The sequence below is a fragment of the Burkholderia sp. Bmkn7 genome, from assembly GCF_041103175.1.
In the GTDB taxonomy this organism is placed as follows: Bacteria; Pseudomonadota; Gammaproteobacteria; order Burkholderiales; family Burkholderiaceae; genus Burkholderia; species Burkholderia cepacia.
In genome coordinates this window covers 1,691,303-1,706,869 of record NZ_JBGCUH010000002.1, presented here as the reverse complement: position 1 = coordinate 1,706,869, position 15,567 = coordinate 1,691,303, and the positions used below count along the sequence as shown (strand labels likewise).

General features: G+C 67.6%; 16 protein-coding genes. 3 read left to right on the top strand and 13 right to left on the bottom strand.

The window, feature by feature from the left end; all coding sequences use genetic code 11:
• The first annotated feature begins 83 nt into the window (after positions 1-83).
• Complete coding sequence (locus AB3K92_RS13630) at positions 84-1,043, top strand: LysR family transcriptional regulator (protein WP_042976269.1); 960 nt, start codon at positions 84-86, stop codon at positions 1,041-1,043.
• Positions 1,044-1,090: 47 nt separating this feature from the next.
• Here the strand turns inward: AB3K92_RS13630 and AB3K92_RS13625 are convergent, their stop codons facing one another.
• Positions 1,091-1,462, bottom strand: coding sequence for an MAPEG family protein (locus tag AB3K92_RS13625; RefSeq protein WP_369465250.1), 372 nt, complete (start codon positions 1,460-1,462; stop codon positions 1,091-1,093).
• Between the two features lie 301 nt (positions 1,463-1,763).
• Here AB3K92_RS13625 and alr point away from each other — a divergent pair, with 301 nt between their 5' ends.
• Positions 1,764-2,885 carry an alanine racemase gene (gene alr, locus AB3K92_RS13620; RefSeq protein ID WP_104767585.1) on the top strand — a complete coding sequence of 374 codons (1,122 nt, stop codon included), beginning with the start codon at positions 1,764-1,766 and terminating at the stop codon, positions 2,883-2,885.
• 151 nt (positions 2,886-3,036) lie between these two features.
• Here alr and AB3K92_RS13615 read toward each other — a convergent pair whose 3' ends face one another.
• From AB3K92_RS13615 to AB3K92_RS13595, 5 genes are all read right to left on the bottom strand, one after another.
• A complete protein-coding gene (locus AB3K92_RS13615) occupies positions 3,037-3,831 on the bottom strand; it encodes an enoyl-CoA hydratase (RefSeq protein ID WP_059591475.1) in 795 nt (264 codons plus the stop codon).
• Between the two features lie 174 nt (positions 3,832-4,005).
• The gene (locus tag AB3K92_RS13610) at positions 4,006-4,950 is read right to left on the bottom strand and encodes a hypothetical protein (protein WP_059623301.1); all 945 of its coding nucleotides are present in this window, start codon (positions 4,948-4,950) and stop codon (positions 4,006-4,008) included.
• Between the two features lie 152 nt (positions 4,951-5,102).
• On the bottom strand, positions 5,103-5,546 hold the full coding sequence (locus AB3K92_RS13605) for a DUF3592 domain-containing protein (protein ID WP_369465249.1): 444 nt from the start codon (positions 5,544-5,546) through the stop codon (positions 5,103-5,105).
• 13 nt (positions 5,547-5,559) lie between these two features.
• Positions 5,560-6,147, bottom strand: a complete 588-nt coding sequence (locus AB3K92_RS13600) for a hypothetical protein (protein ID WP_021161367.1) — start codon at positions 6,145-6,147, stop codon at positions 5,560-5,562.
• Between the two features lie 139 nt (positions 6,148-6,286).
• Entirely contained in the window at positions 6,287-7,192 is a 906-nt protein-coding gene (locus tag AB3K92_RS13595; protein WP_060052919.1) for a LysR family transcriptional regulator, read from the bottom strand.
• Positions 7,193-7,282: 90 nt separating this feature from the next.
• On the opposite strand from AB3K92_RS13595, the gene AB3K92_RS13590 reads away from it, so the two are divergent.
• Positions 7,283-7,813: a DMT family transporter gene (locus AB3K92_RS13590; RefSeq protein ID WP_042976274.1), complete on the top strand. Its 531-nt coding sequence runs from the start codon at positions 7,283-7,285 to the stop codon at positions 7,811-7,813.
• A 40-nt stretch (positions 7,814-7,853) separates the two neighbouring features.
• On the opposite strand, the gene AB3K92_RS13585 is transcribed toward AB3K92_RS13590, so the two are convergent.
• The 7 genes from AB3K92_RS13585 to AB3K92_RS13555 all read right to left on the bottom strand — a co-directional run bounded on the left by AB3K92_RS13585 (position 7,854) and on the right by AB3K92_RS13555 (position 15,436).
• Positions 7,854-8,219 (bottom strand): response regulator, encoded by a 366-nt coding sequence (locus tag AB3K92_RS13585; RefSeq protein ID WP_011355572.1) that lies wholly within the window; start codon positions 8,217-8,219, stop codon positions 7,854-7,856.
• Positions 8,220-8,254: 35 nt separating this feature from the next.
• Entirely contained in the window at positions 8,255-9,214 is a 960-nt protein-coding gene (locus AB3K92_RS13580; protein WP_059623307.1) for a chemotaxis protein CheX, read from the bottom strand.
• A gap of 32 nt (positions 9,215-9,246) precedes the next feature.
• Positions 9,247-9,828 (bottom strand): hypothetical protein, encoded by a 582-nt coding sequence (locus AB3K92_RS13575; RefSeq protein ID WP_059591446.1) that lies wholly within the window; start codon positions 9,826-9,828, stop codon positions 9,247-9,249.
• On the bottom strand, positions 9,825-10,553 hold the full coding sequence (locus AB3K92_RS13570) for a methyl-accepting chemotaxis protein (RefSeq protein WP_369465790.1): 729 nt from the start codon (positions 10,551-10,553) through the stop codon (positions 9,825-9,827). The genes AB3K92_RS13575 and AB3K92_RS13570 overlap by 4 nt, the downstream gene beginning before the upstream one ends.
• A 22-nt stretch (positions 10,554-10,575) precedes the next feature.
• Positions 10,576-12,948, bottom strand: a complete 2,373-nt coding sequence (locus tag AB3K92_RS13565; protein ID WP_369465248.1) for an MCP four helix bundle domain-containing protein — start codon at positions 12,946-12,948, stop codon at positions 10,576-10,578.
• 452 nt (positions 12,949-13,400) lie between these two features.
• Entirely contained in the window at positions 13,401-15,131 is a 1,731-nt protein-coding gene (locus AB3K92_RS13560; protein ID WP_069254391.1) for a cation acetate symporter, read from the bottom strand.
• Positions 15,128-15,436, bottom strand: coding sequence for a DUF485 domain-containing protein (locus tag AB3K92_RS13555; protein ID WP_059485128.1), 309 nt, complete (start codon positions 15,434-15,436; stop codon positions 15,128-15,130). The genes AB3K92_RS13560 and AB3K92_RS13555 overlap by 4 nt, the downstream gene beginning before the upstream one ends.
• Positions 15,437-15,567: the final 131 nt, after the last annotated feature.

Genomic DNA, 15,567 nt, shown 5'->3' with positions numbered 1-15,567 from the left:
GACCGGATCGAGGCTACCCGCGCCGCCTGCGCGCGGCAAAAGATGATTTTTCAACGGGTGTTGAGTCACCTACAATACCCGGCATGTCGCACCTCCCTCCCCTCAGCGCGTTGCGGGCTTTCGAGGCGGCCGTCCGCCTCGGCGGGTTCGCGCGCGCGGCGGTCGAGCTGAACGTGTCGACGAGCGCGGTCAGCCACCAGATTCGCGCGCTCGAGGAATCGCTCGGCGCGCGGCTGCTCGAACGCAGCACGGGGCTCGGCGGCATCGGCCTCACGCCGGCCGGCGAGCGCCTGCTGCCGGCCGTCAGCGATGCGCTGTCGCGCCTCACCGATGCCTGCGCCGAGATTCGCGGCACCGCGCAACGGCTCACCGTCTCCGCCAACGCGCCGTTTTCGGCAATGTGGCTCGCACGCCGCCTCGCGGAATTCTCGTCGCTTCATCCCGACACGCCGCTGCACGCCGTCGTGCTCGACGACGAACCGGATTTCGCGCGCAGCGGCGTCGATCTGGCGATCGTGCACGTGCCCGCGCACCGGCTGCGGGACGACGACGACGTGCTGATCCGGGAGACGGTGTTCCCGGTGTGCAGCCCCGAGCTGTTTCCGTACGCATCGGGGCACGTGTGCCGCTCGCGGCTGCTGCAGGAGATGCACGAGAACAGCCCCGAGATCGACTGGCACAACTGGGCATCGGAATTCGGCTTGCCGGACGACTTCGAGACGAAGATCGTCCGTTACAGCAGTTTCAGCCAGGTGATCGGCGCGGCGGTCGGCGGCGCGGGCATCGCGCTCGGCCGCGTGCCGCTGATCGAGCCCGAACTGCGCAGCGGGCGGCTGGTGCCGCTGGTGCCGGGCCTCGCACGCGATGCGTCATGGCGCTTCGTGCTGCGTCGCAACCCGTCCGCGCGGCACCGGCTGCTCGATCCGTTGATCGCGTTCCTGCGTCGCGAAGCCGAAACCGAAGCCGCGCCACCCGCCACGCTCGCGAAGATCGTTGCGCCCGCATCCAACGACAGTCACGCGCGCGGCGCGGGCGGCGCCTGACGGGCCGGCACACGAAGCCGGCCTCGCCTCGCCTTGCCTGCCGGCGCCTACGGCACAGCGAAGAACAACGCGACCACGCACGCCATCCCGCCGAACCACACGAGCGAACGCAGCGACGCCCAGTTCAGCAGGTACATCAGCGTGTAGACGATCCGGATCGCGACGAACGCCATCGCGAGCTGGTCGACGCGATGCACGTTCGCGCCGTTGTGCCATGCCACCACCAGCGCGGCCGTGAACAGCGCGAGCGCCTCCCATGCGTTCTGGTGCGCGGCCTGCGCCCGCGCGCGCCAGCCTTCGAGCTTCGCCAGGTAGTCGCGCGGCGCGCGGTTGTCGTAACCCTTGCGGGCCTTCGCGAGAAACGTCATCGTGAACGGCAACAGCGCGACGATGAACAGGCACAGCTGGGACGTCGTCATCAAAAGTCTCCTCCTTTATCGTTACATTGATCAATGACAAGATCGCCGAGAGCTTAGCATTGCGTCATGCCGTTCGCGCACCGGTTTTCTAGACGGGAGACTCGGCTGCGCGGCCTGTCGACAGCTGGGCCCAGCCAGGACGAACACAAAAATTTCCACCAAATCGTCGACAAATACGTTAATTAAAACTGGTCGAACACCAATAAGATAGCGCTCAACACTGGCCCGGCGTGTTTTCGCGCCGGACTGCCGAACCCACGCCGCCGCGCGCGCCCAACGACATCCGATCCGAGACATCGCCATGCCCCGTCCCATCGTCGCCCATATCCGCCCCGACGCCATCCGCCACAACCTCGACTTCATCCGCCGCACCGCCGCGCAATCGCGCGTGTGGGCCGTCGTCAAGGCCGACGCATACGGCCACGGCATCGAGCGGATCTATCCGGGCCTCGCCGCCGCCGACGGCATCGCGCTGCTCGACCTCGACGAAGCCGTGCGCGTGCGCGAGCTCGGCTGGGACAAGCCCGTGCTGCTGCTCGAGGGGATCTTCGAGCCGGCCGATGTCGAGCTGGCCGACCGTCATCGGCTGACGGTGTCCGTGCACTGCGACGAACAGCTCGACCTGCTGATCGCGGCAAAGCCGCGGCAGCCGATCGACATCCAGCTCAAGATGAACTCCGGGATGAACCGCCTCGGCTACCGGCCCGACGTTTTCCGCGCGGCGTGGGAGCGCGCGGCCGGCGCGCCGTCGATCGGCAAGATCACGCTGATGATGCATTTCGCGAACGCCGACGAAGGCCAGGCCGACTGGCAGCTCGAACAGTTCGACGCGGCCACGGCGGGGATTCCCGGCGAGCGCTCGACGTCGAACTCGGCGGCCGTGCTGTGGCATCCGCACGCGCACCGCGACTGGGTGCGGCCCGGCACGATCCTGTACGGTGCATCGCCGACGGGTGTGTCGCGGGATATCGCCGACACGCCGCTGATGCCCGCGATGACGCTGACGAGCAAGATCATCGGCGTGCAGACGCTCGCGCCGGAAGAAACCGTCGGCTACGGCCGCCGCTTCAAGGCCGACCGGCCGATGCGGATCGGCGTCGTCGCGTGCGGTTATGCGGACGGCTATCCGCGCCACGCGCCGACCGGCACGCCGATCGCGGTGAACGGCGTGATGACGCGCGTCGTCGGCCGCGTGTCGATGGACATGCTGACCGTCGACCTGACGCCGTGCGCGGACGCGGGCATCGGGTCGAGCGTCGAGCTGTGGGGCGACCAGGTGAAGGTGGACGACGTGGCGGAAGCCAGCGGCACGATCGGCTACGAGCTGATGTGCGCGCTCGCGCGCCGCGTGCCGGTCGTGATCGTGCCGCCCGGTGCGTCGAGCGAACAGCCGGCGCTGCGGACCGGAAGCTACGGGCGCTGACACGGGTCGCTGCGGCGGCGCGCGGCCGCGCGCTACGCCGCAAGTGCCGCTTCGGTTGCGGGCTGCCTCGGGCAGCCCGTTCGTTTTCCGGTGGACGGGACAGGCCCGGGTTACGGCCCTTCCGCGCCGTTCGCCGGCCTTCGACGTCGCACTACGAACGCCACGTCGGCTTGCGCTTCTCGAGGAACGCGTCGATCCCCTCGCCCGCATCCTCTTCCATCATGTTGCGCGCCATCACGTCGCCCGCATACGCATAGGCTTCGTCGAGCGGCAACTCGCGCTGGCGATAGAACATCTGCTTGCCGTAGCGCACCGCGGCCGGGCTCTTCGCGACGATCTCGGCGACCTTGCGTGCGACGGCCGCGTCGAGCGCGTCCTCGGGCACGGCCTCGTTGACGAGCCCCCACGCGGCGGCCGTCGCCGCATCGACGAAACGCCCGGTCACGAGCATGTCGAACGCGCGCTTCGCCGTGACGTTGCGGCTCAACGCAACGGCCGGCGTCGAACAGAACAGCCCGACGTTGATGCCCGACACCGCGAAGCGCGCGGTATCGGCCGCGATGGCCAGATCGCACGCGGCGACGAGCTGGCAGCCGGCCGCCGTCGCGATGCCGTGCACGCGTGCGATCACCGGCACCGGCAACGCGCGCATCGCGAGCATCACGCGGCTGCATTGCGCGAACAGCGTGCGGTAGTAATCGAGCTCGGGTGTGCCGCGCATCTGCCGCAGGTCGTGGCCCGCGCAGAACGCCCGGCCTTCGGCGGCCAGCACGACGCAGCGCACGTGCGGATCGGCCGCCAGCGTATCGAACGCATCGTGCAGGCTCGCGAGCAACGCCTCGGATAACGCGTTGAATTGCTGCGGGCGATTCAGTCGCAGCGTGACGACGCCGTCGTGCGCGTCGCGCAACAGGATCGGCCCGGCAGTCTCTTGATCGGATTCCATGATGATTCGCTCGACGGGGTTCGGCAGGGTTCGGCACGACATGAACGCGCGGCGGTGATGCACGCCCGTTCACGGCACGGTGTTGAAATCGTCCTCCACATTACGGGCGGCGTCCAGTTGCATACCACTCGCGTTGCCCGCCGTCCGCGCGGCAAAGGCGGCGATCGCGCCACTTCAGCGCGGCTGATACGCTCCGTCGGTGGCCGACCAGCGAAACGTCTGGCGCCATTTGCCGCCGCGCTGGCGCAGCTGCAGGTCGTGGAAACCCTCCGTCGACGTCGGCAGCACGTTCAGCGTATTGCTGGCCTCCGAGATATCGTGATCGCGCGTGCCGTCGCGATGCCAGTCGCCGGCGAGGTCCTGGTAGAACATCATCGGCTGCGCGAACGCGATGCGCAGCGTCTTGCCGTCGATCCGGAACAGATACAGCGCCTCGAACGATGCGCCACCGCCCGCATAACCGATTGACCAGCCCGCACGCACGCCGAATGCCGCATCGCCCGCCCGCAGTGCGTAGGGGGCAAGATCGAACCGTAACCACCGCTGGGGCCGTATGGCGAAATCGTCCGTCTTTCTGAAGGAGTCGGGACTCTCGATGTTCGTCTGGCTCCAGTCAATCCCCTGGTCGAGCGGCTGTTCGGTACGCGCGACGAGGCGCGGCGCACCGTCGGGACTGCGCTCGAACACGCCCAGCCAGACCAGCTCCTTCGTTTCATCGGCATCGGGGTGGCGCTCATAGCCCTCACAATCGGTTGGCGCGCGGAATCGCAGCACTTCACGCGCAAGGTCGTCGGTCAGTGCAGCACAGACGATCGCGACAAACGCACCGGGGCGCTGCGGCCACGGCTTCGCGCCGACCAGCACGACGCGCCCGAGCGGCTGGCCCGGCGCAAGCTGCGCAACCAATGCCTCTTTCGTGAAGCCGGGCGGCAGGTGCACGCCGAAACCGTCCTGTTCGGGCACGCCGCTCATGTCGCGCGCGTACGCGGCGCGTGCGTCGGGTGAACTGAACTTCCCGGGCACCTCGTCAAGCGAATGTGCGGTGCCCGCCGCGTGCGCGGCCAGGCCCGTGCATGCGGTGCCGATCGCGATCAACCAGGGTATCAAGCGGATGGTCATGCCCGAAAGTCCTGTGAAGTGACGAGGCAGCCAGCAGCGACGTCGCGCATGCGATCGCCCGCGCGGCAACGAAATCGGGCCGGCAGTCTCGTGATGGGTTTCATGATGTTTTGCTCGATGGGGTTCGGCAGGATTCAGCACGACGCCAGCTGTCACGCGCGCTTGCGCCCGCTGCGCCACGCGCGCACGCCCGAGCGCAGTTGAACGACGCCGACGACGAAAAAGACCATGCCCATCCCGCCGAGGGCCAGTACGGCGCCCCAGATCGCACCGAACGTATTCATCTGCGCGGTCATCCTGGGCGCGTCGGGCGCGTAGCGCACCTCGACCGCCTCACCGTCCTGCACGCTGACACCGCCGCCCTGCGCGTATTCGACCTTCTCGCCCGCGAGCGTCGTGAACGCGATCTCCGGATGATGCGGACCCGCGTTCAGCCTGATGACGCGCCCCGGCACGACGACCGAGGTCCGCAGGAATTCACGCGTCGACTGCGCGTACAGCGCGACGGCGATCAGCATGCACGTGCCCACGACGGTAAACACGACGCCCTTCGCGATCAGCGTCTCCGTCTGCGGCGCGGCGGCGGCGCCGGACACCCGGCCGCTCACCTTACGGGCGCGACGAGTAGAACGACACGTCGATCTTCGACTGCGTCTTGCAGCGGTACATCACGCCGCGCCCCGTTTCGTCGGTCGTGCCTTCGTACGGCCCGTTGCAGCCGATGACCTTGTACTTCGCGAACGGAACGCGCTTGCCGTCCGTCGGGCGGACCAGCACCGGGATGCGCCCCATCGGGCCGTCGCCGATCGTGCGGACGAGCACCATGCGCGCCGCGTCGATCGGCGCGGCGGAACGCACGTAGGCCGTGCGCCCCTGCGCGTCGGTGGTGCCTTCGACTTCGAGTTCCTGGTTGTCCTGGGCCGCGCTCGTGTACAGCGCAAACGCATAATGCGTGTTCGGCAGCGGCTGTTTCGTCGCGGGATCGTGCAGCACGAAATAACACCCGTTCGCGCCCTTGCCGGCCGTCACCTGTCCATCGGACTGCGTGGGGTAGCACGTATACGACGAACCGCTGCCGACGGCGGCGGCCTGTTGTGCATTCTGCTGCGCGGTACCGGCGCACCCGCCTGCCAGCGCAGCCGCCAGCGTCACGCATGCGCCGCGCACGAGCGCGGCCCGAGCGATTTTGTGTTTCATGGGAAAGTGTCCCGTTCCTGATTGTTGTGGATGCCGGGCGTGCCGCGCATGTCGCGCAGGCACGCCGCCCTCGGCACCCGCAGGATACGGACATCGCGGCACGCTGTAAATCGCGCACGCGGCCGGCCGCGCCGCGCGCCTACCCGCCGCTCGCGACGCGCGCGATCGTCTGACGCAGCCAGATGTGTGCGGCGTCGCCGTGCCGGCGCGCGTGCCAGTGCTGCGCGAACTCGAACGAATCGATCGGGAACGGCGGCTCGAACACGCGCAGGCGCGCATCGTCTCGCACGCGGTCGAGATTGCGTCGCGCGACGGTCAGCACGAGGTCGGTGCCGGCGATCAGGTCGTTCGCGACGCCCCAGAACGGCAGGATCACCGCGATGTGCCGCTCGCGGCGCAGCCGCGCGAGCGCGCGATCGACTTCGTTGTCCATCCCGTCGCGCATCGCGACCAGCGCATGCGGCCGCGCGAGCCACGCGTCGAGCGCGAGTTCGCCGCGGCGCGGCAGGCGGCCCGCATCGGCCACGCACGCGAACGATTCGACGAACAGCGGCTGCGCATGCAGGTCATGCTGCAACGCGGGCAGCACGCCGAGCGCGAGGTCGATCTCGCCGTCCATCAACTGCATCCGCATCGCCTCGCGCGTGGCCTGCGACACGATCAGCTCGATGCCCGGCGCATCGGCACGCAGCGTCTTCACGAGCGCCGGCAGCACGATCCGCGCGCCGTAGTCGGACATCGCGATGCGAAACACGCGCGTGGCCGCGGACGGGTCGAACGCGGGCGGCTCGATCAGCGCACCGAGCCGGGCGAGCACGTCGTTCAGCGGTTCGACGAGTTCGTTCGCGCGCGCGGTCAGCTCGAGCCGGCCCGCGCGCCGCACGAGCAGCGGATCGCCGAAGATCTCGCGCAGCCGCGCGAGCGCGTGGCTCACGGCCGGCTGGCTGCGGTGCAGCCGGACGGCGGTGCGCGAGATGTGCCTTTCGCTCAGCAGCGCATGCAGCGTCACGAGCAGGTTCAGGTCGATGCGGGCCAGGTTATTCATGAAAGGAATATGAAGCATCCGAAGAACGAATTTCCATTCGCCATCTTAATGGACGACACTCATTTCAATATCCTTTCGCGACCGACCACGATGACGACGTCCCTTTCCTTCGCCACCCTTCCGCTCGCCGCCGCGGCTTTCGCCGCCGGCGCGCTCGTGCCGCTGCAAGGCGGCAGCAACGCCGCGCTCGGGCGCGCGCTCGGCCACCCGCTGTGGGCGAGCGTCGCGTCGCTGACGGTCAGCCTGCTCGCGGTGCTGCCCGTGCTGCTGGCCACCCGCGCGAACGCGCCGCTCGTCGGCGACGCGCTGCAGCGCCCGCTGTGGATGTGGCTCGGCGGCCTCGCGGGCGTGATCTACATCACGCTCGCGCTGATCCTGACGCCGCGGCTCGGCGCGACGACCTTCATCGTGTGCGTCGTCGCCGGGCAGACGCTCGCGTCGCTGCTGATCGACCACTACGGGCTGATGGGGCTCGCGCAGCGGCTCGCGACACCCGGCCGCGTCGCGGGCGTCGCGCTGATCTTCGCGGGGATGATCGTCGTGCAATGGCAGACGCCCGCGCCACGCGTGCCGGCCGCAACCGGCGAAACGGCGACCGCGCAACCCGAACCGCAGCGCTGAATGCGCGACCGGTCGCGGACGAGCCCCGGCGCCCGGTGCGTCAGCCCGCGAGTTTCTTCAGCGCGTCGAGCACCGCGTCGCCCTTGAACGGCTTCACGATCCAGCCCTTCACGCCGGCGGCCTTGCCGCGCTCCTTCATCGCCGGGCTGCTTTCGGTCGTCAGCATCACGACGTTGACCGTCGAATTCGCCAGTTCGCCGCGGATCTTCTCGACCATCGTCAGGCCGTCCATGTTCGGCATGTTCACGTCGCTGATCACGAGGCGCACGCCGGGCGTCGCCTTGAGCTTCGCGAGCCCGTCCTTGCCGTCGACGGCCGTCGCGACGTCGAGCCCGTGATTGCGCAGGAAACCCGCGACCTCGTCGCGCACCGTGCCCGAATCGTCGACCACCAGAATCTTTGCCATGCTGTATTCCCCTTTCCTTGTTGCGACTTCAACATTCAAAACAGTTCGAGTTCACCCGATTCGACCATCGGCCCCACGTCCTGCACCGATTCGCGGAAATCCTCCGGCGACCAGCTCAGGCTGAACACGAAGCGCTGGTCGATGCAGACAGCGCGCCCCGATGCCGGGTCGGTCATCCGGTACTTGAAGCAGAGCTGCGGGCAGTCGCCGCCGAACGAGATGAACTTCTGTTTGTGATTGACGACGAGCGGCACCTGCACCGGATGGCGCGCCAGTGCCTCGGCGTCGCCGAGATAGCGGTTCTTGAACGCGCCCCACACGAGATTGGTGAGTTCGCCGAGCACGCTGTTCACGTCGCGGAAATCCGGCGCGCGGCCGGCCTCGCGCGTGCCGCCGAGCATGTCGAGCAGCGGCTGCTCGCTCGTCTGCAGCAGCATGTAACCGCGGCACCACGCACTTTCGAGCGCGATCAGGCTGAACACCTCGCCGAAGATGATCTGGTCGCGCACGATGCACGGCGTTTCGTGCTCGATCGTCATGCCCGGGAACAGGCTGTCGATGCGCGCCTCGGTGATCTCCGAGATGCCGCGCACGAGCGCGTTCGGGTAATCGCGGCCGAACAGGTATTCGTCGATCGCGCGCTTGAGCGGCGTCATGTCGTCCGCGACGTAGGCCGCGCACGCAACACGCGCGAGCGCCTCCGGCAACCCGTCGCGCGACGCATGCGAGTCGCGGCGCAGGATGATCGGCAGCTCGGGGCGCAGCGCATCGATCTGCGTCGCGATGATCGCGCTCTCGGCCGGCGAGCCGCCGTAATCCTCGGCCAGCAGGATCGCGCCGAGGTCGATGTTCGAGCGCAGCACCTTCAGCAGCCGGTTGCGCCGCACGGTCAGGCCGACCAGGTTGTGCTCGTCGCAGAAACGCTTGATCGCGTCGGCGTGCGCGCGACTGTCGTCCAGCACGAGCACCTTGCTGACGGGTTGGTCTACGGTCATCTCAAGGTTTCCTAATGGTCGGTCAGGGTCGGTCAGAACAGTTCGAGCTCGCCGCCGGTTTCCATCACGGCCGTTTCCGGCACATGGAAATCGACCGGCGCGTTCGCGCATACGCACAGCGTCGCGCCGACCCGCACGTCGCCGTCAAGCGTCAGGTCGTAAGCGGCCACGTGATCGGGCGACAGCGCGCCCAGGTAATCGATGCTCGATCCGCTCAGCAGATAAGGCGTCGACATCCCCAGGTCGGGAAACGGGGCGGTCAGTGCCTGGTTGATCGCGCCGCAGCACAGGTTCGCGACCTCCATGAACGCTTCGGGCAGCGGCCGCTGGCTGCCGGTGCCCGCGGTCGCGCCGGCGAAATAGCGGCGCGTCGCGTCGTCGTCGCTGAAGCGCAGCGCGAGCAGCAGGCGGAAATGCAGCGCCGAGATCGTCAGCGCCGCGACGTGCTCGGGCACCGTCGGCTTCGCGCGCGACTTCACGTGTGCGTGATCGTGCGCGTCGTGCGCCGCGCCGGCGGACGGCCGGATGTCGCACGCACCGCCGGATGCGAGCCGCGTGCGCGCCGCATCGAAGAAGATCCGCTCGAAACCGGCTTTCGCCTGCGCGCTGATCACGTCGCGCCTCCGTCGATCCGCGCATGCAGTTGCCCGGCCAGCGCCTCGACGGTCGCGAGCGCGGCCGTGATCATCTTGCCGCCGGCCTGGATGTCCTGGAACGTCGCGGCCGTCACGAGATCGTTGCGGTTCAGGCTGTCGCGATAGCTGTTCGACAGCTGCTGCGAGCGCGCGGCCAGCCCGCGCACCTCGCTCGCGACGATCGAGAAGCCGCGCCCGGCCGTGCCGGCGCGCGCCGCCTCGATCGACGCGTTCAGCGACACGATCGATACGTGCGCGACGATCGCCGACAGCTCCTGGTTCTTCGCGCGCATGTCCTGGTTCTGCGTGGTCAGCGAGATCATCTGCTCGTGCCAGCGCTCGAAGGTGCCGGCGAGCCCGCGCAGGCGCGCGGCTTCGTCGGCGATCTTCTGCGCGTGCTGCGCCAGCGCGGCACGATCGGCCGACATGGCCTGCAGCGCGTCACGCTGCGTGCCGGCCGCGGAAGTCTCGCGTGCCAGCGCATCCTCGAGCTGCGCCTCGCGGTGCGCCCATGCGTCGGCCGCCTCCGCGTGCGCGGCCGCCGCCTGTTCGGCACGCTCGCCGGCCGCGTCGAGCGCACCGCGCAACGCATGCGCATCGCGCTCCAGCGCCGCAACGAGCCGCTTGCGCATCACGCGAAAACCGATCGCCGCCACGACTGCGACGACTGCGCCGCCCGCCAGCGCGGCGGCCATCTGGATCATCCACGCCTGCACGATCACTTCGTCACTCCACCGCGCCGACGTCCGCGCTGCGCGCGCGCTCGTGAGCGGCACCGTCCGCCGCGAAGCGGGCCGGCAACGACACGATCGTTTCGAACGCACGATACGGCGCGCCGACACGATCGTCGGTGAAGCGCAGCGCGATATCGCCACCGTCGCGCTTCAGGAAGTTGCGCACCGCGTCCATGCCGACGCCGCGCCCCGACACTTCGGTCACGGCACTCGCGGTCGAGAAACCCGGGCGGAAGATCAGCTCGGCCACCGCGTCGTCGGACAGCGCCGCGTCGTGGTCGGCATCGATCCAGCCGCGCTCGCGCGCGATGCCGCGAATCCGGTCGAGCGCGAGGCCGCGGCCGTCGTCGCTCAGCACGAACCACAGCTCGCCGCCGCCCACGCCGACCGCGATGTCGATCGTGCCGGATGCCGCCTTGCCGGCCGCGCGGCGTTCGTCGGACGATTCGATCCCGTGGTCGATCGCGTTGCGCAGCAGGTGCATGAACACGTTCTTCAGCGTCGCGACGATTTCGCTGCGCACGCGCTGGCCGTGGCTGTCGATATGCACGACGGGCGCCGGCTTGCCGAGTTCGGCCGCGAGCGACGGCAGCGACTCGATCACGCCGCCGAGCGCATCGCCGATCCCCTGCGTGCCGAGCTGGCTCAGCATGCGGCGTACGGCATCGCGTGCCGCGTGCCAGTCGGCCGCGTTCGCCGGATCGGCGCCGTCGAGCACACGCAGGCTCTCGCTGATGTGCGCGCGCTCGACCATCAGGAAGTCGGTGCCGCCCTGCACCGCGTCACCGCTGCGGCCCAACGTGACCGCGTTGATCGTCGCGTAGTGCTCGACGGCCTCGCGCACGCGCGCCAGGTCGTCCATCAGCGCGTCGCGGTTCCACTCGGGGCCGCCGTCCGCGCGGCGCAGCGAGTCGTACGCCTGCTCCGCTTCGTGGACGATGTTCGTCAGGTGCTGGAGGCTGTACGTGCGTGCATTGCCCTTGATCGTGTGCATGTTGCGGAACAGCGCCGCGACGATCGAGTGATCGGCACGCTCGTGCTGGCGGATCATCCGCTCGTTCTCGCTGAGGAAACCCTTCGCGCTGTGCACGAAGTCGTGGAACTTGTCCTGGCTGATCGACAGGATCTCGCCGATCATCTCGAGGCGGCGCTGCTGCTCGCCGGCCTGCGCGGTCAGCTCGCGGATCTCGGTCACGTCGCGCACGCACAGCATCAGGCGCACCACCGTGTCGGTCTCGTCGGTGATCGCCGACCAGCTCAGGTCGAGCCACTTCTCGCGGCCGTCCGGCATCCGCTTCGCGACTTCATTCACCAGCAGGTGCTCGTTGAACTCGAAGTTCATGCTGTCTTCGCCGAGGCACGCATGCACGGCCGCGTCGACCTGCGAACGCGCGTCGGCGCCGATCGCCGAATCGTCGAACACGAGCGCCATCAGGTCGCGGCCGGCGATGTCGTTCGTCTCGAAGATGGTCTCGAGGTACGCGGAATACTCGGCATGCACGACGCCGCCTTCGACGACGGTCAGGATCCCCTGCTGCATGTTCTGCAGCATCGCCTGGATGTCGGCCGTCTTCTGCTTGAGCTGCGCGGCGTTCTCCTGGATCTTCTCGATCATCCCGTTGAACGCGACGATCGAATGGCCGATTTCGTCCATCCGGCCCACCGGCACGCGGCGCGTGAAATCCTGGCTCGCCGCGATCTCGCTCATCGCCGTCTGCATCCCGATCAGCGGGCGCGTGATCTGGCGATACAGCAGCAAGCCGAGCGCGGTCAGCAGCACGATCACCGTGCCGGCGACGCCCGCGATCGCGGTCGCCGTCGTCGAGAGCATCCCGTTCAGCGCGCTGATCGCGACGTCCTTCTGGCGGTTCTTCTCGACGCGCAGCGTGTCGACGATGCTTTCGAGTTCGTCGCGATACTGCGCGACGTTCGCGAACAGGTACGCCTGCGCCATCTCGGGCTTGCCGTCGGCCTTCATCTTCACGGTGTCGTCGATCGCCGCGAAATAGTTCGCGGCGCTGTCCTTCGCCTGCGACACGAGCCCGACCTGCGCCTGGCCGACCGCCGACTTCGCCTGCACGTCGAGTGCGGCGCGCAGCGCGGCCTGCTTCGCCTTCAGCTCGTCGCGCGCCTGGGCGGCGGTATTCGCGTCGGGCGCGTAGACGAGCGTCATCGTCGCGATCTGGATGTTCTTCACATCGGCGACGAGATCGGCCGACGCGAGCGCGCTCGGCACGATGCCCTGGGTGACCTGACGCACCTCCGACGCGCTCTTGCGCGTCTGGTACACGGCATAGATGCCGATCGCGGACAGCGCGAAGAACGTCAGGACGACTAGCAGCGTAATGCGATGACGGATGGTCATGAGTCCAGCTCCCCGCGGCGATCCGGCTTCGATCGCCGTTTGGTCTATTGAAAGAATGTGAGCGCCGAATTATCGGGGATGGTGTATGACGCTCCGATGACCGGAAATCAATCGTTCATTGATAAAAATGCAATGAATAATTGTGGCGAAAGAACCCTAAAGTATTGCCGGGATCTGCCGTTAACCTTGTGCCTCAAGGCTTGTGCCGGCGCGCCTGCGCGATCGTAAATCCGGGATTCGGATATTTTGTTTTTATTTATTCGATCCGCGAATTGACCGCTAAATGGATTTCGTAAAACGTTTGCGAATTATCGGCGAATCCAGCTGAACGCGCGATTTTTTATTGCCGGTGAATCATTGGACGGACGGGTGAAAACGATACCGCCCGCACGGGGGCCGACGATGCGACGAACGGCATCGTCGGCCCCCGGGCGGGCGTGACCGGCGGCCGGTCAGTGGCTGCTGGCGCGGGTCGCCCCCAGGCCCGTTTCCGAGCGCACCTGCTGCGCGGCGAACGCGCCCTTCTCCGACCGTGCGCGCGCGCTCGAGTCAAGCACCGAGAACAGCCACACGCCCACGAAGCCGATGGTCATCGAGAACAGCGCGGGCGACGTGTACGGGAACCACGCCGATCCCTTCGGATAACCGAGCGTTGCCTCCCACACCGACGGCGACACGATGGTCAGCCCCACCGACGAGGCCAGCCCCAGGAACCCGCCGATGACCGCGCCGCGCGTGGTGCAGCCCTTCCACATCATCGACAGGAACAGCACCGGGAAGTTGGCCGACGCCGCCACGGCAAAGGCCAGCGACACCATGAACGCGACGTTCTGCTTCTCGAACGCGATGCCCAGCAGCACGGCGATCACGCCGAGCACCAGCGTCGTGATGCGCGACACCTTCAGTTCGTCGGCACTGTCGGCCTTGCCGTTCTTGAAGACGGTCGCGTAGAGATCGTGCGACACCGCGGACGCGCCGGACAGCGTGAGCCCGGCGACCACCGCCAGGATCGTCGCGAAGGCCACGGCCGAGATGAAGCCGTAGAACACGTCGCCGCCCACCGTCTTGGCCACCAGCACCGCGGCCATGTTGGCCGTGCCCGCGCCGCCCTTGATCACGCCCTTGGCCACGTCGGACAGTTCCGGATTGGTCAGCACCAGCGTGATCGCGCCGAAACCGATGATGAAGATCAGCACGTAGAAATAGCCGATCCAGGTGGTGGCCCAGAACACCGACTTGCGCGCTTCCTTCGCATCCGGCACCGTGAAGAAGCGCATCAGGATGTGCGGCAGGCCGGCGGTGCCGAACATCAGCGCCATGCCGAACGAGATGGCCGAGACCGGATCCTTGATGAACCCGCCCGGCGACATGACCGACAGCCCGATACGGGTCGCGTCGTCCGGCGACTTGCCCGCGTTCGCCGCAATCGCGGTCTTGACCTCCACGGCATGGGCGAACAGCGCCTCCGGGCTGAAGCCGTACTGCGCGAGCACCATGATCGCCATGAACGTCACGCCCGCGAGCAGCATGCATGCCTTGATGATCTGCACCCAGGTGGTCGCGGTCATGCCGCCGAACAGCACGTAGACCATCATCAGCGCGCCGACGATCACGACGGCCACCCAGTAGTCGAGACCGAACAGCAGCTTGATGAGCTGCCCCGCGCCCACCATCTGCGCGATCAGGTAGAACGCCACCACCACCAGCGTGCCGACCGCGGCGAAACTGCGGATCGGCCCCTGCTCGAAGCGGTAGCCCGCGACGTCGGCGAAGGTGAACTTGCCGAGGTTGCGCAGCCGCTCGGCCATCAGGAACGTGATGACCGGCCAGCCCACCAGAAAGCCGATCGAATAGATCAGGCCGTCGTAACCCGACGTCATCACCGCGGCGGAAATGCCGAGGAAGGAAGCGGCCGACATGTAGTCGCCCGAAATGGCCAGCCCGTTCTGGAACCCGGTAATGCCGCCGCCGGCCGTATAGAAATCCGCGGCGGAACGCGTGCGGGAAGCCGCCCACTTGGTGATCCACAGCGTCCCTGCCACGAACAGCGCGAACAGGACGATGGCCGTGGTGTTGGTCGCCTGCTTGGCGGTCTGCCCGACATCGCCGCCGCCCGCGACGGCCACGCCGCACGCGCCCGCGGCCAGCAGCGCGACCAGCATCATCGAAAGTGTCTTGTTCATCGGGCGACATCCTGCAGGATGTCCTGCGTCAGTTGGTCGTATTCGTTGTTGGCGCGGCGCACGTAGATGCCGGTGATGACGACGGTGAATACGATCACCGCCATGCCGATCGGCACGCCGACACTCGTCACGCCGGTGCTCACGGGCTTCGCGAGAAACGACTTGTCGAATGCGATCAGTGCGATGTAGCCGTAGTAGACGATCAGCATCAGCACGGTCAGGAAGATGCCGAGCGTATTGCGCCGTCGCTTGAGCTGCGCATACTTCGGATGCGCTTCGATTTTTTTCACCAACCCATCATGCATCGCCTGTCTCCTGGTTTGCTTTTTGAATGAGTTCGGCGATTCTGAATAGCGAAGCTGACTGCGTGCTTACTCGATCGTGCGCACGCGGCATTCCGGGCACTATCGTTTTCCCTAGCGGGTTCGGGCGTGGT

Coding starts and splice junctions, on each gene's coding strand:
- AB3K92_RS13555 (WP_059485128.1), bottom strand. CDS start 15,436: ATGCATGATGGGTTGGTGAAAAAAATCGAAGCGCATCCGAAGTATGCG.
- AB3K92_RS13610 (WP_059623301.1), bottom strand. CDS start 4,950: ATGACCATCCGCTTGATACCCTGGTTGATCGCGATCGGCACCGCATGC.
- AB3K92_RS13560 (WP_069254391.1), bottom strand. CDS start 15,131: ATGAACAAGACACTTTCGATGATGCTGGTCGCGCTGCTGGCCGCGGGC.
- AB3K92_RS13595 (WP_060052919.1), bottom strand. CDS start 7,192: ATGAATAACCTGGCCCGCATCGACCTGAACCTGCTCGTGACGCTGCAT.
- AB3K92_RS13585 (WP_011355572.1), bottom strand. CDS start 8,219: ATGGCAAAGATTCTGGTGGTCGACGATTCGGGCACGGTGCGCGACGAG.
- AB3K92_RS13590 (WP_042976274.1), top strand. CDS start 7,283: ATGACGACGTCCCTTTCCTTCGCCACCCTTCCGCTCGCCGCCGCGGCT.
- AB3K92_RS13580 (WP_059623307.1), bottom strand. CDS start 9,214: ATGACCGTAGACCAACCCGTCAGCAAGGTGCTCGTGCTGGACGACAGT.
- AB3K92_RS13600 (WP_021161367.1), bottom strand. CDS start 6,147: ATGAAACACAAAATCGCTCGGGCCGCGCTCGTGCGCGGCGCATGCGTG.
- AB3K92_RS13570 (WP_369465790.1), bottom strand. CDS start 10,553: ATGATCCAGATGGCCGCCGCGCTGGCGGGCGGCGCAGTCGTCGCAGTC.
- alr (WP_104767585.1), top strand. CDS start 1,764: ATGCCCCGTCCCATCGTCGCCCATATCCGCCCCGACGCCATCCGCCAC.
- AB3K92_RS13625 (WP_369465250.1), bottom strand. CDS start 1,462: ATGACGACGTCCCAGCTGTGCCTGTTCATCGTCGCGCTGTTGCCGTTC.
- AB3K92_RS13565 (WP_369465248.1), bottom strand. CDS start 12,948: ATGACCATCCGTCATCGCATTACGCTGCTAGTCGTCCTGACGTTCTTC.
- AB3K92_RS13630 (WP_042976269.1), top strand. CDS start 84: ATGTCGCACCTCCCTCCCCTCAGCGCGTTGCGGGCTTTCGAGGCGGCC.
- AB3K92_RS13615 (WP_059591475.1), bottom strand. CDS start 3,831: ATGGAATCCGATCAAGAGACTGCCGGGCCGATCCTGTTGCGCGACGCG.